Genomic DNA, 24,786 nt, shown 5'->3' with positions numbered 1-24,786 from the left:
ATTTTGCCCATGCGTCGGGATTCAATTTTTTATGCTCTGTTTCGTCAATCGCCCAGTTTGCTGTTTGAGTTGCTAGACACGCCTCCTGAGTTGTCTGAGCAATATCGATTTGAGTCGGTCGCTGTCAAAGAGCCAAAATTTGAGATTGACGGCGTGTTTTTACCGCCAATGGCTGAAGCGTCGGGGACAGTTTTCTTTGCTGAAGTACAGATGCAAAAAGATGAGCAATTGTATGAACGGCTGTTTGGTGAATCCTTTTTATATTTTTATCGCAATCGTGATTATTATGCAGATTGGCAGGCGGTGGTGATTTATCCCTCGCGATCAGTGGAGCAGACAAATTCTCAGCCGTATCGAGCGCTTCTAAACAGTGACCAAGTGCATCGGGTATATCTAAACGAGTTGGGTAACGTTGAAGAGTTGCCCTTGGGTGTGGCGGCGATGGTGCTGACGATCGTCGATGAAGTGAATGCACCAGAAATTGCCAGACTGCTAATTGGAAGAGCAAATCAAGAGGCTTCTACAGGAGCAGCGAGACAAAGCATAATAGAGATGATCAGCACGATTATGGTCTACAAATTTACTAATCTGTCACGGCAGGAGATTGATGCGATGTTAGGGACTAAACTTGAAGAAACACGAGTCTACCGAGAAGCACAGGAAGAAAAGGCGATGGCGATCGCTCTCAACCTGCTGCAAAAAAACCTATCGCTGGAGATGATCGCTGAAGCTACTGAACTCAGCATTGAACAACTTCAAAACCTCCAATCTCAGATCAAACGGGATTAGAAAGCGATCTTGTTTTCTACGTCCAAGAAGATTGCTCGATTTTACTAATCTGTTGCGGCAGGAGATTGATGCGATGTTAGGGACTAAACTTGAAGAAACACGAGTCTATCGAGAAGCACAGGAAGAAAAGGCGATGGCGATCGCTCTCAACATGATGCAACACGGTTTTCCAATAGATAAAATTTCACAGTTGACAAAGCTTACGATCGAACAGCTTCAACACTTCCAATCTCAGCAGAACTAGAGAACGACCGGGTTCACCTAAAGAGAAAGAGGTCGATGTAGAAAAGCGGGAACTTCGCTTGTTCTCTATGGAATTGAAAAGTTGAATGTTGACCTGAGTTTATAGGTTAGGCATCATGGCTAAACTCTCGACGTAGAATGGCTTTACTCATTTCAGGAGTGCCGATCGAGACAACTGATTGGGCATCCACCGACCATTTTTGTAGTTCTGCGCTGTGCGCTGAATTTAGGTTAATGTCAATTCGATGGACGCAGCAGTGAGGCGCTTCTAAATCAAAAAATAGGACTGCATATCGTTGTTTTTCGACCATCAACCGCAGCATTTTTTGTCCTTCTGCTGACTTCAAATCGAGAAATACTTTGAGACGGCGCTTGCCATGAGTCGGGTTTGAAATCGCGATCGTCCACATCACCATCGGGTGCGGCGACGGGCAGAAAAAGGGTCGCTGATGAATCTGGTTGTACAGCTTATTGATTTGAATTGACTGAATCTCAGCATGGGGCAACATCACCCACAAAGCAGGCAGCGTTTCTCGCTCGGCCGCAAAAGGGTGAGCAAAGACACTCTTGCTGTACTGTCCACGGTCTGGATAAATCGGAACGCCTGTGACTTTTTCGGGTTGAGTAGAGATCGGTTTGACTTCACGCCAGCGAATCGGTCGATCGTGACTAACCTCTCTCGAATGTCGCTCGACCAGGGGGTTGAGTTCGGTGAGAATCTCGGCGATCGACTGAGGGCGCTGTTCTGGTGATTTCTCTAGACAACTCATGATCAGATTTGTCAGCGCTTTAGGAAAGTCTTTCTTGGGAGCAACTTCTCGAAAGTGACGCGGAGACTGAGAGCAGTGGGCATGATACCAGCTTTGGTGAGAAGGTGACCCGGCTGATAGCGGCAACTGACGAGTCAGCATCTCAAACAGCGTCACACCCAGACTGTAGATATCAGAACGCACGTCAAAGCTTTCACCCGCGAGTTGCTCTGGCGCTGAGTAGGCAGGTGTGCCCATATAGGCGGAGGCAGCTTCGTCTGCTGCAAGCATGGTGGCAATGCCAAAGTCGAGAATTTTAACCAGTTCTTGCCAACTGGGGTCGGGACTGATCAAGATGTTGCCGGGTTTGATGTCTCGATGCACGATCGCGCGTGCTTGTTTACCATCGATCACAATTCCTGTGTGAGCACATTGCAGCCCCAGGCAAATTTGTAGCGCCAATCGCAGAAACCGAGACAGTGAGAGCGCTTCGAGTTGAATCACGCTGCTCAGACTCTCACCAGACAGATACTCCATCACATAAAACGGCACGTCGTAAGCATCAGTTCCGTAGTCTGTGACGCGCACAATATGGTGACTTTTTTGACCCAGTTGAGCGCAGACTTTTGCTTCATTTTCAAAGCGATCGCAGGCTTTTTGGCTGACTAAATGACGTTTCAGTAGTTTGACCGCGACTGGGTTGCCTAACAGCACATCCTTTGCTCGGTAAACACTGCCCATTGCACCTTGACCGATCGCTTCGATTAGTCGATAGCGATTGTTGATCAGTCGTCCGAGGTTGGGGTCTAGGGTCATGGATTGGGGCGATCGTTCCAGGTCGAGAGGTGACAAAAGCTACTCCATTCTGCTAGGTTTTCCAAAAATTTGCAGAAGCTGTTCCCTAACTTCATAAACTCAGGTTGCCCGTCTACCCAAGTCTTTGAACATCGTTGGTTTAATTTGCCTAGTCAACCAGGTTTAGTCTTATTTCAAAAACTCTAGTGAAAGGCTGGACAACGTGGTGTTACAGATGTAGTATACAAATAGTTACCGTAATACAGCCACCAAAGCCTTCCATGATTTGTATCCTCCGATCGTTCTTACGCAATGCTATGTCACGCCTACTCCATCAGGGTTTGGGCGAAACATTAGTGCGGGCGTGTGAGGGAGCAGATTGCTTTAGCGGACACAAATCCACCAGCGAAGGCATTACAGCCGCCAGATGGCTAAATCCGGGTCAATCGATCGACAGCGGGAGGTGCAGGGCAATCCTGACACTGGTCTAGAGAAAAGTACATCTAACTTTCTCCCCCCGCTCCTGATCGTCAGAGGTGGGGATTTTTTTTAGGAGTGAACTTTAATGCAAGCTCAACAGACCGAACAACCACACATACTTCAAAACCAGGTGGTCGTGTTTTCCAAAAACTATCTGCCCCTGGCACGCATCAATATCAAACGAGCGATCGTGCTCCTCGTCACCGGACAAGCCGAATCGCTGGAGTATGGCAGCCCTCGTCAATGGGAAGTGCGATCGCCCAGCGTCGTACTACAAATCTCAGAACACATTCGTCTGACCGGTGGTAACTCCGAGCGGCGCTGGAAAATCCCTCCTGTGGGTCGTCGAGAACTGTTTCGCCGTGACAATCACACCTGCCAATACTGCGGCACAACCAAACATCTCACGATCGATCACGTCATCCCCCGCTCAAAAGGCGGAACCCATACCTGGGACAACGTGGTAGCCGCTTGTGAAAGATGTAACTCAGCTAAGGGTGATCGACTACTACACGAAATCGGCATGGTTCTCAACACTAAGCCCAAATCACCCATTCACCCAGCGATCGCCTTCGCCGAACAATTTTGGAAAGAACAACCCCTGTTGTAAAGGATGGGTTTTCTGAGTAGCGTCTAAGTACAGGACAAAAGCTTGCAAAAACCAAGCAGGAAAGGGTTTCATGAGAATTACCACATTCTTTAACCACGAAACCCTTATGAATCAGGTTACTCTACTTCGAGATGCCTTGCGGCCCCATCTTACTTCTTGGCACGGAGCCAGACTGAGCTTTGTCGCCGCCTTCTTAATGGCTCTGCTGCGGGTCAAAACAATCAACTTGAGTGAACTGGCAACTGCCTTCAGCGGCAAAGCTCAAACGGATTCCCACGACAAACGACTTCAGCGGTTTTTCCGTCACTACGAACTCGATTATGCCGAGATCGCTCAAGCAGTCGTGGCGCTGATGGGCATTCCTGAGCCGTGGGTACTCTCAATCGACCGTACCGAGTGGCAGTTTGGCGATTGTGTCTTCAACATCTTAATGCTGGGAGTCGTCCATGAGGGAGTCGCCTTTCCCCTAGTGTGGACAATGCTCGACAAGCGAGGCAACTCCAACAGCGATGAACGCATGACGTTGTTCAACCAGTTTTTAGAGCGGTTTGGCGACCGAAAAGTTGCCTGCCTGACGGCAGACCGAGAGTTTGTGGGCAAAGACTGGTTTGGCTACCTGCTACGTGACCCGCTCACCCCCTTTCGGATTCGCCTTCGAGAGAATCACATCCTCCATCAAGGGCGCAAAAGTCTCAAAGTCGGGATTGTGTTTGCAGATTTACAAATTGGACAAACTAAAGTTCTGCGCCACAAACGTCGCCTCTGGGGACATTGGCTCTACATTGCGGCTTTGCGATTAGCGGACGGCTCCCTTCTGGTCGTTGCCACTCAAAGCGCTCCCCACTCAGCGATCTCGGATTACGCCAAACGCTGGGGCATTGAAACGCTGTTCGGCATCTTCAAAACTCGTGGGTTTTGTTTAGAGTCAACCCACCTCACCGATTCAAAGCGGTTGAGCAAACTGCTGGCGTTGCTCTCGTTAGCCTTGTGTTGGGTCATCCTCACCGGAGAGTGGTTACAGCAACTCAAACCGCTCAAAGTTAAAAAACATGGACGTAGAGCCAAGAGTATTTTTCGCTATGGTTTGGATCATCTCCGCACTATTGTGTTCAACTTGGAGCAGAAAATGAATGATTTCTTGCAGGTTCTAAGTTTTTTGTCCTGTACTTAGGAGTAGCGTAGTCAGCGAATCCGTCATAGAGAGGGCAATACAGGGATTTCTTCACCCTTGTCCTCTCGCCCTCCAAAAAAAAGTTGTCGTATGCCCTTGACAGTATGTAGTACGTTGTATTATGTTTGTAGTATGAAAGCGAAACACCAGAACACAACACCAAAACACAACACAAAGGAGCTAATCCGATGACCACTCGCTCCCTTCTACTAACTAGCAACTTCTCAAAGCCCTGGGAACTACTGCAAACACATTCCCTGCAACGCTTTGAGAGACACCACTCAATCAGGGAAGCAATTCTTCTTACGCTATCCAACAGCCTGAAGTACGCCAGCTAATAGCGATCGAACACGACTTTCTCTAATTCCGGCTGACACCAGCAAACCTGAACCATGAAAACTAAATAGAGACCACCTTGGGAATGTAGCTTAGTCTGGCTCAAAGCAGCGGTTTGTCGAACCGAAGATCGTGGGTTCAAATCCCATCATTCCCGTGTAGCCTTGTGGACGACTAGAAAAGTCGCTGTGCCGCTCAAGTACAGAGAAGCGGGTGCAACTCCCGTCGAGGCTCCCAAATGAGGATGTAGCTCAGATGGACAGAGTACTTGTTTCCGAGACAAGTTGCCACAGGTTCGACTCCTGTCATCCTCGCTGATGGGGACGTGAATGGTATTCGACTGCTCCGAAACCAACAAACGGACGGTTGCAGAATTGGGGTTCGATTCCCCACGTCTCCACCAATCCAGGTTTGCATCTCCAGGTTGCCAAATGGGAAGGCGTTGGTCTGCAAAACCAATTATTCGTGAGTTCGATTCTCACCCTGGAGTCCAACGATCGCAGTGTTGCTTAATTGGTAAAGCCCCAAGTTCATATCTTGGTGATTGTGGGTTCGACTCCCACCGCTGCGACCAAATGCAGAGATAGTGTAACGGCAGCACAAGGGTCTCCAAAGCCTTTTGTCCGGGTTCAAATCCTGGTCTCTGCGTTCTACGGTGTGCCTTAGTCTAAGAAGCTTACAAACTGGTAAAAACTGATTTGCCTATTAGTCTGATTGGTTTGTGTCTTACAGTCTGCTTGCAGGTTAAGACGACTTCTGAAACTTACACATCGTAGAAATCTCGAAGTAGAAATCTCGAAGTAGAAATCTTGAAGTAGAAAACTCAAATCCTGGTGCCGTAGGCAAATTGGTAAAGCCACAGAACTTTCAATTCTGCGTTTGCGGGTTCGACTCCCGTCGGCACTGCCTGGGTAGGTATGCAAATGGCTGAAGCAGACCGACTGTAAATCGATCGTCTATGACCGTTGGGGGTTCGAGTCCCTCCCTACCCACCTGACAAGTTCCATCAAGAACAAAGTGAGAATCCCTCATCCCTTCCTTGACACATCAATTATGGAGAGTAACCCTATTAGGCAATAGGCGCTGTTTGCTAAACAGATGGAGTTTACTACTTGTGGTTCGAGTCCACTGCTCTCCGCCTGATGAGAACGTAGTGTAACTGGATAAACATCTCGGTCTACGAAACCGAAGATTGAAGGTTCAAGTCCTTCCGTTCTCGCCAATTTGGGAATGTAGCTGAGTTGGTTTTAGCACCAGGTTGAAGCCCTGGAGACGCGGGTTCGAGTCCTGCCGTTCCCATCCCATCTGGGAAATTGTATTGCCCCATAGCTCAATGGCGGAGCTGGCGGCTGTTAACCGCACGGTTGTAGGTTCGACTCCTACTGGGGCAGCCATTCATTGCCGAGTAGACGAATTGGTAGAGTCATCCGTCTCTGAAACGGAGGTTTGTAGGTTCAAATCCTACCTCGGCAGCCAAACATTGGGAAGTACGCAAATAGGCAAAGCGACTTGACTTTGAATCAAGTGTTTGAAGGTTCGATTCCTTCCTTCCCAGTCAGGGGGCGTGAGATGTAACTGGGTCACAATCTCTATCCTCCTGTTTCATGCTTCTGTAGCCCAACTGGTAGAGGCGGCTGTCTCAAAAACAGTCTGTGTGCGGGTTCGACTCCCGCCAGAAGTACCAATCATGCTGCTGTAGCCCAATTGGAAGAGGCACTGGTTTTAGAAATCAGGGGTTGTGGGTTCAAGTCCCATCAGCAGTACCAAGTTAGTTCGTGATTGTGATTTTTAATTTGAGGTTCAAAACAACCCCGAACGGTAAATCAGCAATCACGAGTGATGAGATATCGGGATGTAGCTCAGTTTGGTTTAGAGTTGCCGCTTTGGAAGCGGAAGGTCGTGGGTTCAAATCCTACCATCCCGACCATTTGCCCTTGTGATGCAATTGGAAGACATGCCGTGGTCAGAACGCGGTTTTTGTGAGTTCAAATCTCACCGAGGGCACTGATGCTCCTGTGGCGAAAGGGAAGACGCACTAGACCGAGGATCTAGTTTTTTGTGGGTTCGATTCCCACCAGGAGTACCAAGCACCGAAGGCGGAAGTGGTCTACGCGCACGCCCGATAAGCGTGTTATTAGCAGGTTCGAGTCCTGCTCGGTGTACCAATTAAAAAAGGGATGAGGGATGAGGGATGAGGGATGAGGGATGAGGGATGAGGGATGAAAGCTTCGGATTAAGTTTTAGTTGGTCACTCATTCTTTTGTTTGGGTCGTTGGCAGAGCGGATATGCGGCCGCCTTTTAAGCGGAAAGATCCAGGTTCAACCCCTGGGCGACCCACCAACTTTAGCGTCTGGTTGAGCGATCGATTTGATTGGTTAGTCGATCGCTGCATTCTACCTCCATAGCAGTTCTAAATCAGTTGTGAGACTCTTGAAATAACGAGTTCTTAGCGATGAGTTCTTAGCCATCCGCTAACGACTGACCACTAACGACTAACTACCAACTTCTCACAACTCAAATAAGACAGCGATAGTTGAGCGATCGCAAATGGGCTATTAGCTCAGTGGTAGAGCAGCCGCCTCTTAAGCGGAAGTGTGTAGGTTCGAGTCCTACATAGCCCACCAAGCCCCTGTGACGCAATCGGTAGACGTGTCCGGCTTAAACCTGGAATCTTTGCGAGTTCGACTCTCGCCAGGGGCACTGCGGGGATGGAGCAACAGTGGCTCGGCAGTCTCATAAGCTGCAAATCAGTGAGTGCAATTCTCACCTCCGCGTCCAAATGCAGGTGTGATGTAATGGGCAACATGAGGCTTTCGTACAGCCTTTTTGCAGGTTCAAGTCCTGTCACCTGCTCCAGATTTCTACTTTCAACATCAAATATCAAACATCAAACATCAAACAATGCAGACGTGGTGTAACTGGCAACACAGGGGCTTGGTACGCTCCCGATGTGGGTTCGATTCCCGTCGTCTGATCCAAAGAATGCTGATGTGGCTCAATGGGTAGAGCGCCTGACTTGTAATCAGGGGGTTGTAGGTTCAAATCCTATCATCAGCTCCAAAATGTGGACATAGTGTAGTGGCAGCATGAGAGGCTTCCAATCGGGAGCATCCCAATTGTGTAGCACAGTCTTTCTGCCCTCACCCTCACCTTTCCCCCAGGAGAGGAAATAAGAAATCTGGCTCCCTTCTCGCCAGCTACCGTGTACACACAAGTCCGGAGTCGCTTCGTTTCAATCGGCTTCAGCCCCCTAAATCCCCCATTCTGGGGGACTTTGACAAAGGAAAGATTTCCAAAGTTCAAAGCCATGACGACAGCTCAAAGTCCCCCAAATTTGGGGGATTTAGGGGGCGAAGGTCTCGGCAATGACGGATCAATCAACTTGTGTGTACACGATAGCTTCTCCCTGGGGAGAAGAGCCTACGGTGTATACACAAGTCTATACTCACTTCGTTCTAGTCGGCTTCAGCCCCATAAATCCCCCATTCTGGGGGACTTTAAGCAAAAAAAACTTCCAGAGTTTAGAACCCTGATCAGTGTTCAAAGTCCCCCAAATTTGGGGGATTTAGGGGGCGAAGGATTACGGCAAGTACAGATCAATCGACTTATGTATACACGGTAGGGGAGAAGGGCTGGGGATGAGGGCTGTCCATACCAATACAAAACCAATGTATAAAACCAATGTGCGAATGTGGTGCAAGCGGCAGCATCAGAGTATGCCAATCTCTAGACGCGAGTTCGAGTCTCGCCATTCGCTTTTGGAGTCCTGTAGCTCAATGGTGGAGCGTCTGTCTTACAAACAGATCTTACAAACAGAGGGTTGCGGGTTCAAATCCTGCCAGGACCACCAAACTGTGGGAGTGTCGCCTAATGGAAGGGCATCGATCTTCTAAATCGATCTGTGTAGGTTCGACTCCTACCACTCCTGCCAACCCTGAATAACCAATCACCAAACTTGGGTCTGTAGCTTAACTGGGAAAGCGTCTGCCTTGCAAGCAGGAAGATGTCGGTTCAAATCCGACCAGAATCCACTGTGACTGAACCCGAAGTGGTGGAGGGGCTGATCTGTGAAATCAGTGTTAGCGAGTTCGACTCTCGTCAGTCACCCCAATTAGTTTTGGGAATCTGGAAGGTGCCGCTGAATGGACGGCAACTGGTCTTGAAAACCAGGGTAAGGTTGCACTTAGGGGTTCGATTCCTCCACCTTCCTCTTAGACATTGGACAGTAGGCGTTGGATATTAGTACGTTGAATGTTAGACGTTAGATATTCGGTTTAATGTCCAGCGTTCAAGGGCTAGTGTCTAATATCCTTGACTAACTTACAGTCGATCGCTTCCCTTAACTTTAGTGACAAGCCCCAAACGCTGTAGCCCTCGGATGGTTAACCACACAAGATCAAGTTCCCACCATTGATAGCCATAGCGGGCCGAAGATTGACAGGCATGGTGATTGTTGTGCCAGCCTTCGCCAAAAGTGAGTAGAGCAACCCACCAGCAGTTTGTTGAGCGATCGCGGGTGTTGTGACTCCGATAGCCAAACTTGTGACAGACACTATTCACAAAACAAGTACTATGAAATCCGATAAACAATCGTACGAAAATCCCCCAGACGACAAAGGGCAGCCCGCCTAGTAGATAGAGCAAGACACCTAATGCGAGTTGCAGCGTAATGTAGTGCTGATGGCAAAACCGATAAACCCGGTCGTGGGCGATATCTTGAGTTAATCGAGGTAGTTCGGGTTGTAGGGGAACGGTGTGCATTAGCCAACTCACATGGCTCCACCACAGTCCTTTTGTAGAATCGTGTGGATCAAGGGGCTGATCAACATACAAATGATGAGCGCGATGGTAGCCAACCCATCCCAACACTGCGCCCTGACCTGCCAATGTGCCACAGACAATCAGGGAATATTCTAACCATTTAGGAACTTGAAAACTGCGGTGAGTTGCCAGGCGATGAAAGCCCATCGAAATGCCCAGCCCGATCGTAATCGTGTGCAACAATAGCGCAACTCCAACCGCATTCCAGCTAAAGGTGCCAGGGACGAATACGAGTAGGGTTAGCAGGTGTAATGCGATCGTGGGTAAAATCACTTCTAACCGGGGACGGGGCAAACTAAAAACGGAAATGGTCATGAGAAACCTTGGTAATCGTAAATTCTGGACAGGGTGAAAAATCTGCTTGTAGCATTCTCGGTGTCATCGCGAGCGTTTGCAGCAGGACTATGAGAGAAATAGCGGTTGTGAATGTGCAAAAATGATTGAGTTAAATAAGCTTTCTAGAACAGTCGAAAATCACGATTGGGAACACAATCTTTGGCATCGTATTCAGGCAAGCACGCAGCACTAAAACTTTGCAGTAATGCAAGCGAGTACCGATGATGAATAACTTTGTGAATGATGTAATTGCGATCGCTCTGTCGTGATAGCGAATCCCTTCTCAGAAATGCTGGCAACCTTGGATTAAGCGCTTGACTCCCTCGATCGCTCCCCAGATTGACCCCTCAAAATACTCAAAAACAAGTCCTCTATACCTCGCAGATTTTAGGTTAACGATCGGCAAACATCCCCACTCAGAAGCGATCGTTGGCTTCATTACCGTTATGGGACACCGGAGTTGCACCTGATCCCGTTATCTTCTAGGGGCTATTCTCCAGTAGAGCCGACAAAACGCCCTCAGTATATCATCAGTTAAGAAAATGACAACTGGAGAGCCAACCCGTTTGATTCAGATCCTTGAGGATGGCTTTAAAGTTCTAGCGTGTGTTGTGCAGCGACTCTTTAAGCCTTTCCGTCACTTGATCGACCCAGGGACAGGGGTGGGACTTTCAATCGGTCAGGTGATCACAAAAAAGTAGGATAGAGTCTTGTCCTGCAACTCTAACCGTCGATCGACCCCCTGAATTTTTGATTGAAATCCCAACTCGTTAAAAAGCGATCGCGCCTGTCAAACGATCAGTTCAGACAGATTGCTTACTCATTCTCTGGATTGACTTGAGGCAGACCCATGCTGTAGTTCAACACGCGGCTGTTGAGATTGTAGGCAACCTCGCCCTTGTTGAGCAGCGATCGTACAAAATGCTCTAGATCTGACCCGATGCGTCGCAGATTATACTCTGACAGAGGCGTGCTGCCGCAGGCTTCGACCAGTTCGTCAAACTTGCGGTAAACCTTTTGCAGCGCATCATCATTCCAGGCCAACTCATTATCGGGGTCAACATCCAGCGTCAAAACCTTTTCACTGGGCACCAACTCATTATTCTGGATTTCGGCAGTAAAAATATGAATGTGGCGGGTTGTGGACTTTAGAAGTGTCATAAGGTAAATCCGGCTGAACGCGATAAACAAACACCACTGTTATTGTAAATGGAGTTTAAGCCAAAGATTCTAGACACTTTGATCACAAAGCATTGAAGTTCTGAATGCTACAAATTGAGAAGATTAGCGTCTAATGTTGAATATCTTTTCAATTTCAGCCCCCACTCCCCATGTCAAAAGTCCTGAAAATCCTCTTTGTCCGCCACGCCCAATCTGTCGGTAATCAGCAAAAACGAATGCAGGGACACGGAGATTTTGAGTTGTCCAACATTGGTCGCACCCAATCTGAGAAGCTTGCCCAATATCTGCTGGCTGAGTCGTGGCGACCGTCTCACGTTTATAGTAGTCCGCTCAAACGCGCGGCCCAGACGACTGAAATTTTGTTGTCCTATTTTCAAACGGCTCCCTTGCCCGCGACCGTCAGCGACATGATCGATTCGGGGGTCGATTCTCCTTCGGATGAGCCAGAAAGCGGAGGAAAAGCGATCGCCCTCGAATACGCCGAAGAACTCAAAGAATTTCAAAACGGCATCTTTAAAGGTCTCACCTGGTCAGAAGCCCGCCACCAATATCCCGACCTCTGCCGCACGCTTGAGGCTTCGCCCGACTGGATTCAAATTCCCAAAGCCGAATCGCTTCAAGATGCCCGGACTCGTTCTCACGCCTTTATTACCCGCCTGCTCGATCGCCACGTTGACGGAGATCAGGTCTGGGTCGTCAGCCACAGTTGGATTTTGCAGCATTTGATTGCCGAGTTGATGGGCTGCGATCGTTCCTGGCGACTGAGGGCGAGAAATACTGCCGTGTTTGAATTTTGGATCGACCGATCGCGCTGGCACCAGACTAACCAAAACCGCTTAAATACTGACCTCTGGCAAATTCGCCGCTTTAACGACTGTCGCCATCTCAACTGGGCAGGGGGTGGAGAGTAGGAGGGAGGAGGGAGGAGGGAGGAGAGAGGAGATTGGGGCATAGAATTCGTGCCCAAAAGATGCGAATCTGGAGTTTTTTAATTCGCGACGGGATATTTTTTGCTCGTAATGGTGGTTTGAACGGCTAGGCAAAAAGTTTTGTTGGTCAAGTCTTTGGTCGTTTAATGGCTCGATCGCGCTCCATTTCCCATCACCTGATATCATGGCAACTGAACAAGGCTACAGGGTTCATTCTCTACCAAATTATGAGCATGACGGTGAATCCGCTTAACGATATCTACAAGCAGGCACATCAAGGCAGCGTTGCGGCGATTATCCAGGTTCTCAACGATAAGTTGTCTGACTCTGGGGTGAGAACTCGTGCGATTTTTGCCAACGGCGTTTTACAACTGCTGTGTGAAGCCCCCACCGAGGAGCAGCTAGAGCAAACCATGCTCACCGATCGCGTCCGCAAAATTTTGGAATCGATCTCGCCGCGCAATATTCGTCGGGTCAATATTAATAGTCGCATCGTTCGAGAACAGCAGCTTCTCTGGCTCGAAGAAATCAATCGCGATCCCGATGGGCAGCTTCTCTGGTCAAAAGAAATTTCTCTGGCGCGTCAAAGTCTTTTCAAACGGTTTCGAGAAGACCTGAAAGAACGGTCAGCCAACAGTTACGACCTCTCTAATCTGCCTAAATCGATCTCTCCTCAAGTCGTCCGCGAACAGAGACAGTTCACTAGGGGCATCGTGGGAGGATTGGCGCTGAGTCTGGGGCTGCTGGGAATCGGGTGGGGAGTCTATGCGTGGCAAAATGGTCGATCGGTCGCCGAATCTCAACCCGCTGCCCCAGCTAATCCCATCGCGCCCGTCCCAAATGCCGAATCTCAACCCATTGCTTCACCCAGCCCGGTAGCGCCCGTCCCAAAAGTCGATCAACCGACTGTCACATCCAACTCAGTAGCGCCTGTGACCAAGAACGTCGCCCCCGTCCCTGCAAAGACTGCCCCAACTACCCCAACACCTGCTCAAGATCCCTTTGCTGCTGCCGTCCGCCTCGCAGAAAAAGCCGCCCAAACGGGACAGACCGCCCAAACGCCTGCTCAGTGGTTAGAACTCTCCAACACCTGGGGCAAAGCCTCTGACCTGATGAGTGCCGTCCCGACTAGCGACAAACGATATGTGATCGCTCAAGACCGCAGAATGCTCTACCGCAGATACCAGGAGTCGGCTTTGCAGAGAACCAGATAGCGATCGGGTCGGGGATCGAATCAACCTGGCTTTTCTGGCGTTGCTGAATCAGGGGATGAACTGCCCCAAAGCGGCGGGAACCCCAAAGTTCAAAGTCCCCCAGAATGGGGGATTTAGGGGGCGAATCCCTCAATAACGAAGTGAAGAAACTCCACCGAGTTCACGTTGACTTCACAGCGGTTTGGGTAAGATTTCGCTGACGATTTCGTAGTCGTTGACGATCGGCGCACCCGAAAACAATGGAGCCATCTTCTTGAGAATTGCTTTTTGAGCGTCGTTGTCGTTGGCTTGCATCATCTCTTCAGTCTCCCAAAGAATGATCGAAATGCCGCGATCGGTGCCTTTTTCACGAAGCAGATAAGCGCCCTCAAACCCTTGCGCGTAAGTGGAAACTGCCTCCTGATAAAGCTGTTGCGCCTCCTCAAACTTGCCGAGCTTAAACTCACCAATGGCAACCTGGGCACACTTATGAATCAAAAAATCCTGAAAATCTGACATAAAATCTTCCTGTCTCTAAGCCGAGTCGATCGCGGGGGGTTGCTTCTATTAAACGCTCTTGATGGAACGCTGAGACTTGACCCCACCGCAAATAGACATATTTCTTAAACCAATGCTTAAACTAGCGTCAGTTCGATAAACGTTTTGGCGCTTCATTGTCTGGCATCTCCCCTCAACTTCTGAAGGGCGTTAAGACAAAAGTTCCGGTGCAAAGTCTTCCACGGGTGGAGGATCTAGGAAGCAACCCGATGGAACTGCCGACAGCCTCTCTAACTAACCTGTCTAACTGATGTTGAACCGGGCGATCGGGAACTCCCAAGAAACACCAATTGTCATTTGCCATTAGCTACAGATCAGGGTTTCAGTGCTATCGTCTATTGCTGATATTGCAATCGGTTCGCAACCATCTCGCTAAAATACAAACCTGTTCACTTCTACTCACACAACTCCTCACACAAAGTTATGGCACGTCAGGGCACTCAAACTCGATCGTTTCTTTCTTTCTTTAGGCTTATCACCTCGGCGCGACTCGGATTGGCCGCCCTGCTCTGGGTGAGTGGCAGCTTGGCGGTCTTGTCTCAGACTCCTTCTGCTCCCAGTGTCGTCGTCCCCACCGAAGCGCCCGCCCCCATCCCGACACAACCCCCCGTTCCGATCGAAACTCCACCTTCTACAACCCCCACCCCGATCGAAACTCCGCCCTCGATCGACCCTGCCCCGGTGCAAACGCTTCCTTCGACCACACCTGGCACAACTCAACCGGGAGTCTCTTCGCTAACCCTTTTTGTCAATCCCGCTTCGGGGAGCGATAGTGCTGACGCAGGTAAAGTCGCCACCACGCCTTATCGAACGATCGCTTATGCCCTTCAGCAGGCGGTTTCTGGCACGACGATTCAACTGGCTCCCGGTACTTATAGTGCAGAAACAGGCGAAGCCTTTCCGGTGCGGATGAAGCCAGGAGTCATCTTGCGAGGCGACGAAGCAGGCAAAGGGCAGAGCATCCAAATCACCGGAAGCGGCTCCTACACTAGCAAAACCTTTGCATCGCAGCTTGTGACCGTTTTGGCCGCATCGGGTAGCGAAATTCGGGGCGTGACGGTGACCAATCCGGCTTCCCGCGGCTCCGGAGTTTGGGTCGAGGATGTGAATCCGATCATCGCCAACAGCACCTTTACCAACAGCGGACGAGAAGGCGTGTTTGTCACAGGCAGCAGTGCGCCCAGTATTACCGACAACCTGTTTACCAAAAATGGCGGCAACGGCATCTCAGTCGCCCGATCGGCACGAGGCGAAATCAAGGGCAACACCTTCTTGAATACCGGATTTGGACTGGCGATCGGCGGCACATCTACCCCCATTGTCGAAAACAATCAAATCAGTCAAAACCAGGCCGGCGTTTATATTAACGACAATGCCCGTCCCGTGCTGCGAAACAACGTCATCACAGACAACTTGGGCGATGGCATCGTAGCCACGATCCGCGCACAGCCCGATCTCGGCAGCGAAGAAACCGCCGGAAACAACACCATCCGCAACAACAAAGGCTTTGATCTCAACAACTCAACCGGAAGTAACGTTTTGGTAGCGATCGGCAACAACATCGACCCCAAGCGCATCTCTGGCAAAGTTACCTTCGTCGCCAGTACCGGAAACGTTGCTTTTCAGGACATTCAAGGTCATTGGGCGCAAGCTTACATTCAGGCTCTCGCAGCGAGAAATGTGATCACGGGCTTCCCAGATGGCACCTTCAAACCGAGCGATCCGGTGACTCGCGCTCAGTTTGCCACCATTATTGCTAAAGCCTTTACCCCGGCTCCTCGTCGGGCGGCAACTAATTTTTCAGACGTTGCCAAAAGCTTTTGGGGATTTGGTGCAATCCAGACGGCTTCTCAGAGTGGATTTATGGCGGGCTATCCCGGTGGTACTTTTAGCCCAGAGCAGAAGATTCCACGGGTGCAGGTGTTGGTGGCGATCGCCAATGGCTTAGAGTTTGGGGCAGGGGATGTTTCGGTTTTGTCTAAGTTTGCAGATGCGACGGCGATTCCTTCTTACGCAAGTACGGCTGTAGCGGCGGCGCTGTCTCGTCAAGTGGTTGTCAACTACCCGACGGTGGGCCAGTTGAGTCCCAATCGTGAGGCAACCAGGGCCGAGGTGGCCGCATTTGTCTATCAGGCGTTGGTGAATGCAGGTAAGGCGCAGGCGATTCCGTCGCCGTACATTGTGCTGAGTCCTTAAACAGAGAACTGAGAGCCAATCTTCCTGACTAGGATTTGCGGCTCTCTAAGCGAAACAGCCACACCATCAGAGCGACCACGCCGATTTGTAGGGCCAGGTTAGGAAGGGCAGCTTCTATGTCTCGACCCGCCAAAAGCTGTGCCAAAAACACAAAGGCTCCGATCGCTCCCGATGCGCCAAAAGTGCCATAGATAAACTTTCTCAGCCCTCGATAAGGCGCTCTGGACTCTGCCATGAGAAAAGCGTACTTTTCGGGGTCGGTTTGTTTGAGGGTGGGACGTTTGGGCTTTGGGTCTGGCATGGGTCTGCAAAAAGGGTGATTCGATCGTGACATGAGTTGGGATAATTTGTCACACTTCAAAATTTGGATGGCACACGTACCCAGAGACTGCTATACTGGCTAATCGTATTGCCGATGTGGCTCAGTGGTAGAGCAATCGATTCGTAATCGATAGGTCGCGAGTTCAAATCTCGCCATCGGCTTTCTAACAAAACTGTACGTTTGCTGTACATTCGCACACTGCGCGATGTGCAACTTAAAATTCATGCGAATCCACGTCTTTTTGAGGGAGATAGGAGGATCTCACGTCAGACTGTTTGCGCGGTGATTCTCTCAACCCGTCTTAAAAAGGGGAACTTCAAAAAGTCGCGTATGGCGTTAGTTAAGATTCGGGCAGTTCACCAAAGCGATCGCGATAGCGAGCAAGTTCGGCGGCAAGATCTTCGGCGCGCTGGCGTTCTTGAGTGGCTTGGGTTTTTGCGGCTTCGAGAGCAGCGGCTAACTCATCGGGAATCAGCAGTTTTTCGCCCTTGTCTAAGCGGTAAAAGCCGATCAAGCTGCCTTCTAGGGTAAATCAAAGCTGTAAAGGCTGACTCTGGCCGTCAGTAATGAGTTCGTAAGTCTCTCTCCGTAGTCGATAGCCGCGCAGCTTTTCGGGAATCCATTCTCCTCTAGGGTCAAACTGCCAATATTCTTGAACCCCTAACTGCTCGTACAGTGTCTTCTTAAAGCCTTCATCTTGGTTGTCGCGTCCGCCAGGTTCTACGTCAAAAATGACCATCACATCTGGAGCAGTCCGCAGTTTTGGAAAGCCTTGTAGTGCATGTGATCTAGTTTATCGTACGATCGCGCCTGAAGGGTTGACGGCTCTCTGTGGTCGCCTGCGGATAGGCTGGAATATTGTTCTCGGCAGCGGCGACGCAATTGAAGATTCCTAGCGGTAATGCTTGAGGTTCCCTGTTTAACGATCGCCATAGCTAACCGGAATCGAGATGATAACCTCTGTGCCTTGACCCACCTCAGATTTAACCTTTAAGCAGCCATTGTGTTTCTCAACGATCGCATAGCAAACGGATAGCCCCAGTCCGGTGCCTTTACCGACAGGCTTAGTTGTGAAAAAGGGATCAAACACACGCTGTTGCACTTTTTCTGACATACCGCTTCCGTTGTCCGCAATCCAAATCGTCACGGTAGAGTGCTCTGCTGCTGTGCGAATGCGAATCGTGGGAGGTGATTGAGACTTGATTGCCGACTGAGCACTATCGCATTGCCGCTTGTCTTCTAGTGCGTCGATCGCATTGCTGAGAATGTTCATGAACACCTGATTAACTTGGCTGGCATAGCAAGTCACTTCTGGCAATTGCCCATAGTCCTTGGTCACGATGATTTCCAAACGACTTGCCCTCACCTGCAATCGATGCTGCAACATCAAAAGCGTACTATCAATTCCCTCATGAAGATTGACGGGTTTCATCTCGGCTTCGTCCAGGCGGGAGAAGTTTCGTAGAGAAAGGACAATCTGACGAATCCGGTCAGATCCTAATCTAATCGAGCTAACCAGCTTGTGAACGTCCTTTTGTAGAAAATGCAGGTTTGTCTCTTCAAGTTTGTTTTGAATCTGAGGAACCGCTTGAGGATAGTAGGTTTGGTAGAGCGCAATCAGGTCAAACAACTCCTGGAAGTAGGTCTCAGCATAGATGATGTTGCCGTGGATAAAGCTAACTGGGTTATTGATTTCGTGAGCAACCCCCGCAACCATCTGCCCCAGTGACGACATTTTCTCAGTTTGAATCAGTTGAGCCTGAGTCTGTTGTAGTTGTGCCAGCGCTTCTGAGAGATGTTGATTTTTTTCATGTAGCTCTTGAGTGCGCTGTTCTACTTTCTGCTCCAGGGTGTTGTAGAGCATTGAATTTTGCAACGAGATCGCACCCTGAGCTATCAAAAGCTGTAGTACCTTGAGGCGATCGCGAGTAAATACCCCGGAAGTTAAATAATTCTCTAGATACACCAGTCCGATCACCTCCCCTCGACTGTGAACAGGCGTACACAATACACTTTTGGGCTGCCGTCCTAGAATATAAGGATCGCTTGAGAAGGGCAGCTCGGTGCGGGCATCATCGATCACGATCGTTTCGGAAGTACGAGCCACATAGTTCAAGATAGACTGCGGCATGACCTGGCTAGAGTCAAGTGGGACTGATTGCACCGTTGGTTTAACCGCATCGCTAGACTGAGCCGCAACCACCCATCGCTGATCCTGCCGTAACAGCAATACACTCCTTTGGGCACCCGCATTCTCAATAACGACCTGCATTAAGCGATCGAGCATTTGGTCGAGTTGAATTTCGCTAGACAGGGCTTGAGACGCTTTGATCACCGCAGTCAAGTCTAGAACTTTGGAACCCTCCAGGCTACTGTTTAAGCTAGAACTAGCGGAAGTAGAGGAAGTCACTCTTTGAGACAGCGATATCTCTTCGGATTGCAGCGTGAGTAAGGTTGGATAGTCTTGCTCTAGGCGGGTTACTTTTGCTTTTGCGCCCCAACGAATATAGGCATAGTAAGCATCCGTCAGGTAAACTTGAGCGATTTTAGGTTTGCCCCAACCTAGATAAAACTTGCCCGCGAGTTCACAAGCCAGAGCTTCTTCTTGCTGATATTGGTGGGTGATGGCTCCTGCGATCGCGTGATCGTAATGCTCGATGGCGCTGGCAGATTGTCCCAAAACACGACAGTGTTCTGCGGCGACTAGATGAAACTTGTGTAGAAAATTGGTAGGCGTGTCTGCCCATTGCTGCATTCTCTTTTGATTGTGCTGTACTTTCTCCAGGATTGTCGTTTGTTCTGCTTCTGAAGCGATCGCATACAGTGCCAATCTTGCTAGTGAATCATAGAAGTAAAATACTGGAATAAAATATAAGCCTGAAACTCCATCAATGTAATGCTCTGCCAGGTTTGCGGAGTCAACGGCTTGCTGTAGGTCGCCAAATAGATAGCTGAGAATTAGTTTGTTAAGATAGACCTGATAGAGCGCATATCGATCGTCTGCTTGTCGATGCAGTGGTAGTAGTCTCTCTTCGTCATACGCCGCACCAGACAGCACGATCGGGTTCTCAGTAGACCCTAATAGATTTAAGACGGTTTGCTGATAAATCTGGTGATAGGTCAGTGAGTTAATCTGATTGATTTGAGTCAGGGCATCCTGATAGATAGTAAACTGTTCTGCGAGTTGGTTTAGCTCCCATCCGCTAAAGTAGGCGTACTCATTGCGGTGTAGAATGCAGTAGGAGGCATATTCCAAATCTCCTGTCTCTAAGCCACTGTGATAGCCTTCTTTAAGCGGTTGTAGTGATGCAGTTAAGGGCTGTTGCCAGTGGGTCGTCATGCTGTAGACGATCGTAAAGATTTTTGCCTTCAGGCTTTTAGCGTCAAGCTGCTCTAGTAGACGAATCGCTAACTGTCCAAAGTGGTAGCCTGTTTTAGGATTGCCAGTGGTGGATAGTAGAAGCCCATAGTTGGCGTAAGCAAACGCAGACCAGGATGAATTTCCGTACTTCAAAGAGAGATTGACTTGCTCACAGATCACCAAAGGCAGCAGCATTGGAGCACAGACAAACGTAATAGAAATCAGGGTAGACAGAATTCGCATTGCTGCCAATTTTTCGGGTAGTTGCACCAATGGGAGATGAATCAGGTCATCAACGGCTCGATCGACAAGGCGAGTTTGAATCTGTTGCAGGGCGAAGTCAATATCCGATGAGGTTGGAGTTTTAGGAAGATCAATGTCTAGCAGGCTCAGAACTGATAAAGCGAGTTTTAGTGCTTCTGACAATCGGTTTTGAGCAATGTTTGCTTGAATCTTGACTTCATAGACTTGAATGCGATCGCACAGGGTTTTAGCGTGCTGTAGTACCTGTTCTGTGAGGTAGTCCATTTGTTTGAGATCACCATTGAGATAGGCAGACTCGACTGCTTGTGAGTACAGCATTAAGGTGAGATCGTAGTCTTGCTCCCAGGTGTCGATCGACAATAAGGCTCTTCCAGCCTCAAAGTAGCTAAAGGCAGCACTGTACGCTGCGGAGGCAACTGCTTTTCGCCCTGCTTGTAGGTTGAGTTGTGCTAAGTTTTTGCGCTCGATCGCGTCACCCAGCAAAGTAGCTCCTAAGTTAAGCTGATTGACAATCTCAAACAGTTTTTCGTCGCGGTTTCCTTCGGTAAGCAACCGTTGACCAATCCGCAGGTGAGTAGCTTGTTTTTGATCGTCAGGAATCAGTAAGTAGGCGGCCTGTTGAACGCGATCGTGGAAGAATTTGTAGCTCGGTGACGGACAGGGTGCCTGATCACTCAACTGCCACAAGGCATCATCGCCCGCTTGAAATAGCTTATACTCCTCTCCAGTGGGTACGAGCAATCCTTCTTGTAGGGCAGCCCAGAGATCAGTTGTTGTTTCATTGAGCGATCGCTCATACACGACAGCTAACGTCGCTAGATCAAACTGGTTGCCAATACAGGCCGCGAGCTTGAGAACGGCTTGAGTGGACTCAGGTAGCTTTTGTAGCTGGAGCCGCATAAACTCAATGACATCTTTGTCTAAGGACAGGATTTGGATTTGCCCCAGATCGGACTGCCACCTGCCAAGCTGAGGGTCAAATGTGAGCCATCCATCCTCCTGCAAAGACTTGAAAAACTGAGTGCTAAAGAAAGGATTGCCATTTGTGCGGCGATAGATCAAGTCGCTTAAAGGCTGGGCTTCTGGTAGTGAGTCATTGAGGGTGTCTGCAACAAGGTGATTGAGGTCGATCGGGCTGAGGGGGAATAGCTCGATCGTCTGGACAGTTGCCCCCGCCGTTTGAATCTCCTCGATCGTCACAGTAAGCGGATGACTAGGAGAAACTTCGCTATCTCGATAAGCGCCAATCACTAACAAATCGTGACTATCTGGGTCGCTCATCAATCGCTGCATTAGCTTTAACGAGGCGCTATCTGCCCACTGCAAGTCATCCAAAAAGATTACTAAGGGATGTTCTGGCTTTGTAAAAATCTGAATAAAGTTCTTAAATAGAAGATTGAAGCGGTTTTGTACAGCACTTCCTGTTAGTTCTGGTGCAGCAAGTTGCTCACCTGTAATGTAGGCTAGTTCGGGAATGACCTCAATCATCACTTGAGCATTTTCGCCCAGTGCTCGCAAAATTTTGAGTTTCCAGCGTTCTATCTGAGTGTCGCTTTCGGTGAGACACTGCCCGGTCAAGTCGCGAAAGGCTTGCACAAAGGCAGAAAGGGGAATGTTGCGCTGAAATTGATCAAACTTGCCTCTGATAAAATATCCTCGCTGCCGCAGAATTGGTTTGTGAATTTCGTTGATCACAGCCGTTTTGCCAATTCCAGAAGCCCCTGTTACCAGGATGAGTTCGCTTTTTGAGGCGGTCAGGCGTGTAGAAGACGGTTCTAATGGTTGACGCTGGGCGACTCGTTCAAATGCGGATAATAGCTGGGCGACTTCTTGAGATCGACCATACAGCTTTTCAGGAATGATGAAGTGATGGGAGTAGTCTTGTTGTCCTAGTTCAAACGTAGCAATGTTGCCGCGCTGTTTCCAGTCGTGTAAGCAGACCTCTAAATCATGCTTTAGCCCCAAAGCACTTTGATAGCGATCTTCTGCATTTTTGGCCATCAGCTTGCTCACAATGGCTGAAACCATGAATGGAACAGTGGAATTGAGGTGATGAACGGCGGGCGGCTGTTTGGCGATGTGGCAGTAGACTAGCTCGATCAGGTCGTCTGTACTAAACGGTAGCTGTCCTGTGAGCAGTTCAAATAGCGTAATGCCTAGTGAGTAGAAATCTGTGCGGTAGTCAATGCCGCGATTCATGCGTCCGGTTTGTTCGGGGGAGAGATAGGCGAGGGTGCCTTCTAAAACGTTGGGGTTAGTCAGGGTTGGCGTTTCGCGGGGCAACTGGGAGGCAATGCTAAAGTCAATTAGCTTAACTTGTCTGGTGAGCGGATTGATCAGAATATTGGCAGGCTTGATGTCTTTGTGAATGATGCGATCACAGGACAGACCATCGAGAATCTGGGAGAGCGCGATCGCAATGTGTAGAAACTCTACCAAAAACTCTGAGGTTTCTAGTTCACGACCGTCCCAATTTCTCATTGCACCATACTCTTTGAGCGAAATGCCGCCAAAGTCTTCCATGACGAGCACAAACCCATTCTGGTAAGGCTCCAGGCTATAGGGTCGAATGACTCCCGGCAGATTAAGCTGTCGCATCAGGCTGTACTGATTTTTGAACTGCACGAGTTCGACAAAGCTGGGATAGGGGTTTTTGAGGAGTTTGAGGACAACGGGCTGTTGAGTCAATTCTTGGCGACCCCGATAAACTAGCGTTCTAGACCCTTCGTAAATGAGATGTTGAACTTGATATCCCGCTAACTGAATTTGTTTTGCCATCGTCTCCTAACCGTTGATGAGTTATACCGAGTCATCTGTGCTAGTTATTCCCCACTGAGGCGCGCTTTTCACCGAGGTTTAGTTGTTTTCTGGTGGCTAGTTGAGAGTTTCGATCGCTCATCCATCAGAAACTGGATTGAGAAGAATTGCTTTTTCTAAAAAAATATTGAGAAACAAGCGTTAACTTTACAGTTCCTCTTTGACTCAAGCCGCAAATATACTGAGGTAGATTAAAGAAATAAACTTATGAATTACAATTTTTCAGTAGCTACACTGAAGCAATGAACATTTAGATATTTCCGAACAATGAAGTTAGGTCTTGGGTGGCGATCGAATAACGCTCTAAGTATTTTATATTACAGGGCGTAAATTACCTCTCATTCAATACATCAATCTTCGGTCTGATTTTTGGCTGATCTAGAAAAAATTTCGCGCCTGCCAACCGTACTGAGACGAGGTTTCTTTTAAGATTTATCGTGTTAATCAATACTTAGAAACGTTTTGAAAATATCCGTAACTGATCCAAATACTTCTATTTTCTGCTCAAAAGTCAATTTGATTTTTCTTGAGTTCTCCGTAAATTCACTTGAATTTCGCTCTACGGGAAATCTCGCTATCGGCTAACGCAGAGGGCAGGCTATCTTATCGAACAACTCAGTGTTTTCACGCTGACCTTACTCAAATTTCATCAACTATCTGCAAACAACCTGCATAGCATCCTTGCTCAGGTCGATTTCCAGAACTGCACTTTAGAACTGGTTTTTGCAGAATCAAAACATTTCAACGCATCTAACAAGGCGCGTGACAGTGTTGTATTTAGAATTCGCGAATCAGTTGCTGAGGTGCCTCAGATTGCACTTAACAGGTAACAATGCATATGGTACTGTCTAACAAAACCGTTCATTCTTCCTACCTTGTCGATCGTCTCTTGTCAGGAAAGGATGAAAATCTGTTCAACTCGGTCAAGTTTCGGTTGATTGCTCAAGCATTGAGAAAGTCTAATCTCAAACAACTTCGCATTCTTGATCTCGGCTGTGCGGATAAGGTTGCATTCCGCTATCTCTCTAATTTGGGCGTTGATTTTGACTATTGTGGTGTGGATTATGAATCCCCTTTTTCACCTGATATTTTGTCGGATATTCGAGACTCCAATCAAATCATCTCAAAGCTTCCGTGGCAACCAAATGTCATCTTTTTACTAGATGTGTTGGAGCATCTGGAGGGACTCGAAGTAGACATTTTGCAAGTGCTGCAAGCTTGTTGCTCGATTTTGCCGCCTGGGGGTTTGGTGGTTGTGACGATTCCACAGATGTATCGGCTCGATCGCTTCAAGTTCAAGCATCTCCACTACAAAGAACATAAGATTCGGCTCCGTCAAGACGAATGGTATAACCTCCTCAGCCATGAACTTAAGGTTTGCAACAGTCAGGGGGTTGGCTTTATTTCGGTTCTTCCCTACTTAGTCATGTTTCACCCCCGCTATGAAAAGACTCCTTTCCTGATGCGTCTATTCAAGCAACTGCGCGAGAAAACTCTGGAAAAGCCATTTCTACGCAAGTTAGACTGGCATCTGAGTCGGTTGCTCGGTGGTGTACCCTTTTTCCGCAAGTGGACGAATGATGTCTTGTTTGTCTGCGAAGTGCCGCGCGCTAAGTTCTAATAGAGCGATCGT

The 24,786-nt window shown here is 48.9% G+C and carries 18 protein-coding genes and 31 tRNA genes; 41 read left to right on the top strand and 8 right to left on the bottom strand.

Annotation, left to right across the window (positions count from 1 at the left end; all coding sequences use genetic code 11):
• The first annotated feature begins 9 nt into the window (after nucleotides 1-9).
• Both ACJ2PR_RS18770 and ACJ2PR_RS18765 read left to right on the top strand, forming a co-directional pair.
• Nucleotides 10-789: an Rpn family recombination-promoting nuclease/putative transposase gene (locus ACJ2PR_RS18770; protein ID WP_446871546.1), complete on the top strand. Its 780-nt coding sequence runs from the start codon at nucleotides 10-12 to the stop codon at nucleotides 787-789.
• Between the two features lie 73 nt (nucleotides 790-862).
• Nucleotides 863-1,033: a hypothetical protein gene (locus ACJ2PR_RS18765; protein WP_446860988.1), complete on the top strand. Its 171-nt coding sequence runs from the start codon at nucleotides 863-865 to the stop codon at nucleotides 1,031-1,033.
• Between the two features lie 106 nt (nucleotides 1,034-1,139).
• On the opposite strand, the gene ACJ2PR_RS18760 is transcribed toward ACJ2PR_RS18765, so the two are convergent.
• Complete coding sequence (locus ACJ2PR_RS18760) at nucleotides 1,140-2,633, bottom strand: serine/threonine protein kinase (protein WP_446871544.1); 1,494 nt, start codon at nucleotides 2,631-2,633, stop codon at nucleotides 1,140-1,142.
• Nucleotides 2,634-2,893: 260 nt separating this feature from the next.
• Between ACJ2PR_RS18760 and ACJ2PR_RS18755 the strand changes: the two genes are divergently transcribed.
• From ACJ2PR_RS18755 to ACJ2PR_RS18595, 33 genes are all read left to right on the top strand, one after another.
• Nucleotides 2,894-3,067: a hypothetical protein gene (locus ACJ2PR_RS18755; RefSeq protein WP_446871543.1), complete on the top strand. Its 174-nt coding sequence runs from the start codon at nucleotides 2,894-2,896 to the stop codon at nucleotides 3,065-3,067.
• A 74-nt stretch (nucleotides 3,068-3,141) separates the two neighbouring features.
• Nucleotides 3,142-3,666, top strand: a complete 525-nt coding sequence (locus ACJ2PR_RS18750; RefSeq protein WP_446878099.1) for an HNH endonuclease — start codon at nucleotides 3,142-3,144, stop codon at nucleotides 3,664-3,666.
• A 106-nt stretch (nucleotides 3,667-3,772) separates the two neighbouring features.
• Nucleotides 3,773-4,837, top strand: coding sequence for an IS4 family transposase (locus ACJ2PR_RS18745; RefSeq protein ID WP_446878098.1), 1,065 nt, complete (start codon nucleotides 3,773-3,775; stop codon nucleotides 4,835-4,837).
• Between the two features lie 417 nt (nucleotides 4,838-5,254).
• Nucleotides 5,255-5,330, top strand: a tRNA-Asp gene (locus tag ACJ2PR_RS18740).
• Between the two features lie 83 nt (nucleotides 5,331-5,413).
• A tRNA-Arg gene (locus ACJ2PR_RS18735) sits at nucleotides 5,414-5,487 on the top strand.
• A 5-nt stretch (nucleotides 5,488-5,492) separates the two neighbouring features.
• Nucleotides 5,493-5,576 (top strand) — tRNA-OTHER (locus ACJ2PR_RS18730).
• 14 nt (nucleotides 5,577-5,590) lie between these two features.
• A tRNA-Cys gene (locus tag ACJ2PR_RS18725) sits at nucleotides 5,591-5,666 on the top strand.
• A 5-nt stretch (nucleotides 5,667-5,671) separates the two neighbouring features.
• Nucleotides 5,672-5,747 (top strand) — tRNA-Ile (locus tag ACJ2PR_RS18720).
• A gap of 3 nt (nucleotides 5,748-5,750) precedes the next feature.
• A tRNA-Trp gene (locus ACJ2PR_RS18715) sits at nucleotides 5,751-5,821 on the top strand.
• Nucleotides 5,822-6,005: 184 nt separating this feature from the next.
• Nucleotides 6,006-6,079 (top strand) — tRNA-Glu (locus ACJ2PR_RS18710).
• Nucleotides 6,080-6,082: 3 nt separating this feature from the next.
• Nucleotides 6,083-6,165, top strand: a tRNA-Tyr gene (locus ACJ2PR_RS18705).
• 63 nt (nucleotides 6,166-6,228) lie between these two features.
• A tRNA-Ser gene (locus ACJ2PR_RS18700) sits at nucleotides 6,229-6,311 on the top strand.
• Nucleotides 6,312-6,317: 6 nt separating this feature from the next.
• Nucleotides 6,318-6,395 (top strand) — tRNA-Arg (locus ACJ2PR_RS18695).
• A 4-nt stretch (nucleotides 6,396-6,399) separates the two neighbouring features.
• A tRNA-Phe gene (locus ACJ2PR_RS18690) sits at nucleotides 6,400-6,472 on the top strand.
• Nucleotides 6,473-6,492: 20 nt separating this feature from the next.
• Nucleotides 6,493-6,567, top strand: a tRNA-Asn gene (locus tag ACJ2PR_RS18685).
• Nucleotides 6,568-6,572: 5 nt separating this feature from the next.
• A tRNA-Gln gene (locus ACJ2PR_RS18680) sits at nucleotides 6,573-6,649 on the top strand.
• A gap of 5 nt (nucleotides 6,650-6,654) precedes the next feature.
• Nucleotides 6,655-6,728, top strand: a tRNA-Gln gene (locus tag ACJ2PR_RS18675).
• A gap of 51 nt (nucleotides 6,729-6,779) precedes the next feature.
• A tRNA-Leu gene (locus tag ACJ2PR_RS18670) sits at nucleotides 6,780-6,857 on the top strand.
• A gap of 5 nt (nucleotides 6,858-6,862) precedes the next feature.
• Nucleotides 6,863-6,939 (top strand) — tRNA-Leu (locus tag ACJ2PR_RS18665).
• An 82-nt stretch (nucleotides 6,940-7,021) separates the two neighbouring features.
• A tRNA-Pro gene (locus tag ACJ2PR_RS18660) sits at nucleotides 7,022-7,100 on the top strand.
• Between the two features lie 3 nt (nucleotides 7,101-7,103).
• Nucleotides 7,104-7,177: transfer RNA gene (locus ACJ2PR_RS18655), tRNA-Leu, on the top strand.
• A gap of 5 nt (nucleotides 7,178-7,182) precedes the next feature.
• Nucleotides 7,183-7,259 (top strand) — tRNA-Leu (locus ACJ2PR_RS18650).
• 1 nt (nucleotide 7,260) lies between these two features.
• Nucleotides 7,261-7,338, top strand: a tRNA-Ile gene (locus ACJ2PR_RS18645).
• Between the two features lie 101 nt (nucleotides 7,339-7,439).
• A tRNA-Lys gene (locus ACJ2PR_RS18640) sits at nucleotides 7,440-7,514 on the top strand.
• Nucleotides 7,515-7,723: 209 nt separating this feature from the next.
• A tRNA-Lys gene (locus ACJ2PR_RS18635) sits at nucleotides 7,724-7,798 on the top strand.
• 1 nt (nucleotide 7,799) lies between these two features.
• Nucleotides 7,800-7,874: transfer RNA gene (locus tag ACJ2PR_RS18630), tRNA-Leu, on the top strand.
• Between the two features lies 1 nt (nucleotide 7,875).
• Nucleotides 7,876-7,952 (top strand) — tRNA-Met (locus tag ACJ2PR_RS18625).
• Nucleotides 7,953-7,955: 3 nt separating this feature from the next.
• A tRNA-Thr gene (locus ACJ2PR_RS18620) sits at nucleotides 7,956-8,030 on the top strand.
• 128 nt (nucleotides 8,031-8,158) lie between these two features.
• Nucleotides 8,159-8,234, top strand: a tRNA-Thr gene (locus ACJ2PR_RS18615).
• 625 nt (nucleotides 8,235-8,859) lie between these two features.
• Nucleotides 8,860-8,931 (top strand) — tRNA-Gly (locus ACJ2PR_RS18610).
• A gap of 99 nt (nucleotides 8,932-9,030) precedes the next feature.
• Nucleotides 9,031-9,105 (top strand) — tRNA-Arg (locus tag ACJ2PR_RS18605).
• A gap of 26 nt (nucleotides 9,106-9,131) precedes the next feature.
• Nucleotides 9,132-9,205, top strand: a tRNA-Ala gene (locus tag ACJ2PR_RS18600).
• A gap of 2 nt (nucleotides 9,206-9,207) precedes the next feature.
• Nucleotides 9,208-9,284 (top strand) — tRNA-His (locus ACJ2PR_RS18595).
• A gap of 210 nt (nucleotides 9,285-9,494) precedes the next feature.
• Here ACJ2PR_RS18595 and ACJ2PR_RS18590 read toward each other — a convergent pair.
• Nucleotides 9,495-10,310 (bottom strand): acyl-CoA desaturase, encoded by an 816-nt coding sequence (locus ACJ2PR_RS18590; protein ID WP_446878097.1) that lies wholly within the window; start codon nucleotides 10,308-10,310, stop codon nucleotides 9,495-9,497.
• Nucleotides 10,311-11,147: 837 nt separating this feature from the next.
• On the bottom strand, nucleotides 11,148-11,492 hold the full coding sequence (gene ndhM / locus ACJ2PR_RS18585; protein ID WP_446878096.1) for an NAD(P)H-quinone oxidoreductase subunit M: 345 nt from the start codon (nucleotides 11,490-11,492) through the stop codon (nucleotides 11,148-11,150).
• A 170-nt stretch (nucleotides 11,493-11,662) separates the two neighbouring features.
• On the opposite strand from ndhM, the gene ACJ2PR_RS18580 reads away from it, so the two are divergent.
• Nucleotides 11,663-12,424 (top strand): histidine phosphatase family protein, encoded by a 762-nt coding sequence (locus ACJ2PR_RS18580; RefSeq protein WP_446878095.1) that lies wholly within the window; start codon nucleotides 11,663-11,665, stop codon nucleotides 12,422-12,424.
• Between the two features lie 164 nt (nucleotides 12,425-12,588).
• Entirely contained in the window at nucleotides 12,589-13,656 is a 1,068-nt protein-coding gene (locus ACJ2PR_RS18575) for a hypothetical protein (protein ID WP_446878094.1), read from the top strand.
• A gap of 171 nt (nucleotides 13,657-13,827) precedes the next feature.
• Here the strand turns inward: ACJ2PR_RS18575 and ACJ2PR_RS18570 are convergent, their stop codons facing one another.
• On the bottom strand, nucleotides 13,828-14,154 hold the full coding sequence (locus tag ACJ2PR_RS18570; protein WP_446860978.1) for an antibiotic biosynthesis monooxygenase family protein: 327 nt from the start codon (nucleotides 14,152-14,154) through the stop codon (nucleotides 13,828-13,830).
• 462 nt (nucleotides 14,155-14,616) lie between these two features.
• Between ACJ2PR_RS18570 and ACJ2PR_RS18565 the strand changes: the two genes are divergently transcribed.
• Nucleotides 14,617-16,389, top strand: coding sequence for a DUF1565 domain-containing protein (locus ACJ2PR_RS18565; RefSeq protein WP_446878093.1), 1,773 nt, complete (start codon nucleotides 14,617-14,619; stop codon nucleotides 16,387-16,389).
• A 28-nt stretch (nucleotides 16,390-16,417) separates the two neighbouring features.
• Here the strand turns inward: ACJ2PR_RS18565 and ACJ2PR_RS18560 are convergent, their stop codons facing one another.
• Entirely contained in the window at nucleotides 16,418-16,690 is a 273-nt protein-coding gene (locus tag ACJ2PR_RS18560) for a DUF3493 domain-containing protein (protein WP_446870329.1), read from the bottom strand.
• Nucleotides 16,691-16,800: 110 nt separating this feature from the next.
• Between ACJ2PR_RS18560 and ACJ2PR_RS18555 the strand changes: the two genes are divergently transcribed.
• A tRNA-Thr gene (locus tag ACJ2PR_RS18555) sits at nucleotides 16,801-16,872 on the top strand.
• Nucleotides 16,873-17,051: 179 nt separating this feature from the next.
• On the opposite strand, the gene ACJ2PR_RS18550 is transcribed toward ACJ2PR_RS18555, so the two are convergent.
• Together ACJ2PR_RS18550 and ACJ2PR_RS18545 are read right to left on the bottom strand one after the other, a co-directional pair.
• Entirely contained in the window at nucleotides 17,052-17,225 is a 174-nt protein-coding gene (locus ACJ2PR_RS18550) for a hypothetical protein (protein WP_446862306.1), read from the bottom strand.
• 18 nt (nucleotides 17,226-17,243) lie between these two features.
• A complete protein-coding gene (locus tag ACJ2PR_RS18545; RefSeq protein WP_446870330.1) occupies nucleotides 17,244-17,450 on the bottom strand; it encodes a hypothetical protein in 207 nt (68 codons plus the stop codon).
• Here ACJ2PR_RS18545 and ACJ2PR_RS18540 point away from each other — a divergent pair.
• Entirely contained in the window at nucleotides 17,443-17,607 is a 165-nt protein-coding gene (locus ACJ2PR_RS18540) for a hypothetical protein (RefSeq protein WP_446870331.1), read from the top strand. The genes ACJ2PR_RS18545 and ACJ2PR_RS18540 overlap by 8 nt on opposite strands.
• A gap of 23 nt (nucleotides 17,608-17,630) precedes the next feature.
• Here the strand turns inward: ACJ2PR_RS18540 and ACJ2PR_RS18535 are convergent, their stop codons facing one another.
• Nucleotides 17,631-23,114 carry a trifunctional serine/threonine-protein kinase/ATP-binding protein/sensor histidine kinase gene (locus ACJ2PR_RS18535; RefSeq protein WP_446878092.1) on the bottom strand — a complete coding sequence of 1,828 codons (5,484 nt, stop codon included), beginning with the start codon at nucleotides 23,112-23,114 and terminating at the stop codon, nucleotides 17,631-17,633.
• 877 nt (nucleotides 23,115-23,991) lie between these two features.
• Between ACJ2PR_RS18535 and ACJ2PR_RS18530 the strand changes: the two genes are divergently transcribed.
• Nucleotides 23,992-24,774 (top strand): class I SAM-dependent methyltransferase, encoded by a 783-nt coding sequence (locus ACJ2PR_RS18530; protein WP_446878091.1) that lies wholly within the window; start codon nucleotides 23,992-23,994, stop codon nucleotides 24,772-24,774.
• Nucleotides 24,775-24,786: the final 12 nt, after the last annotated feature.

It is taken from the genome of Phormidesmis sp. 146-33, from assembly GCF_052939515.1.
The sequence above is the reverse complement of the archived record's forward strand: the minus strand, read 5'-3'. Positions and strand labels throughout refer to the sequence as shown.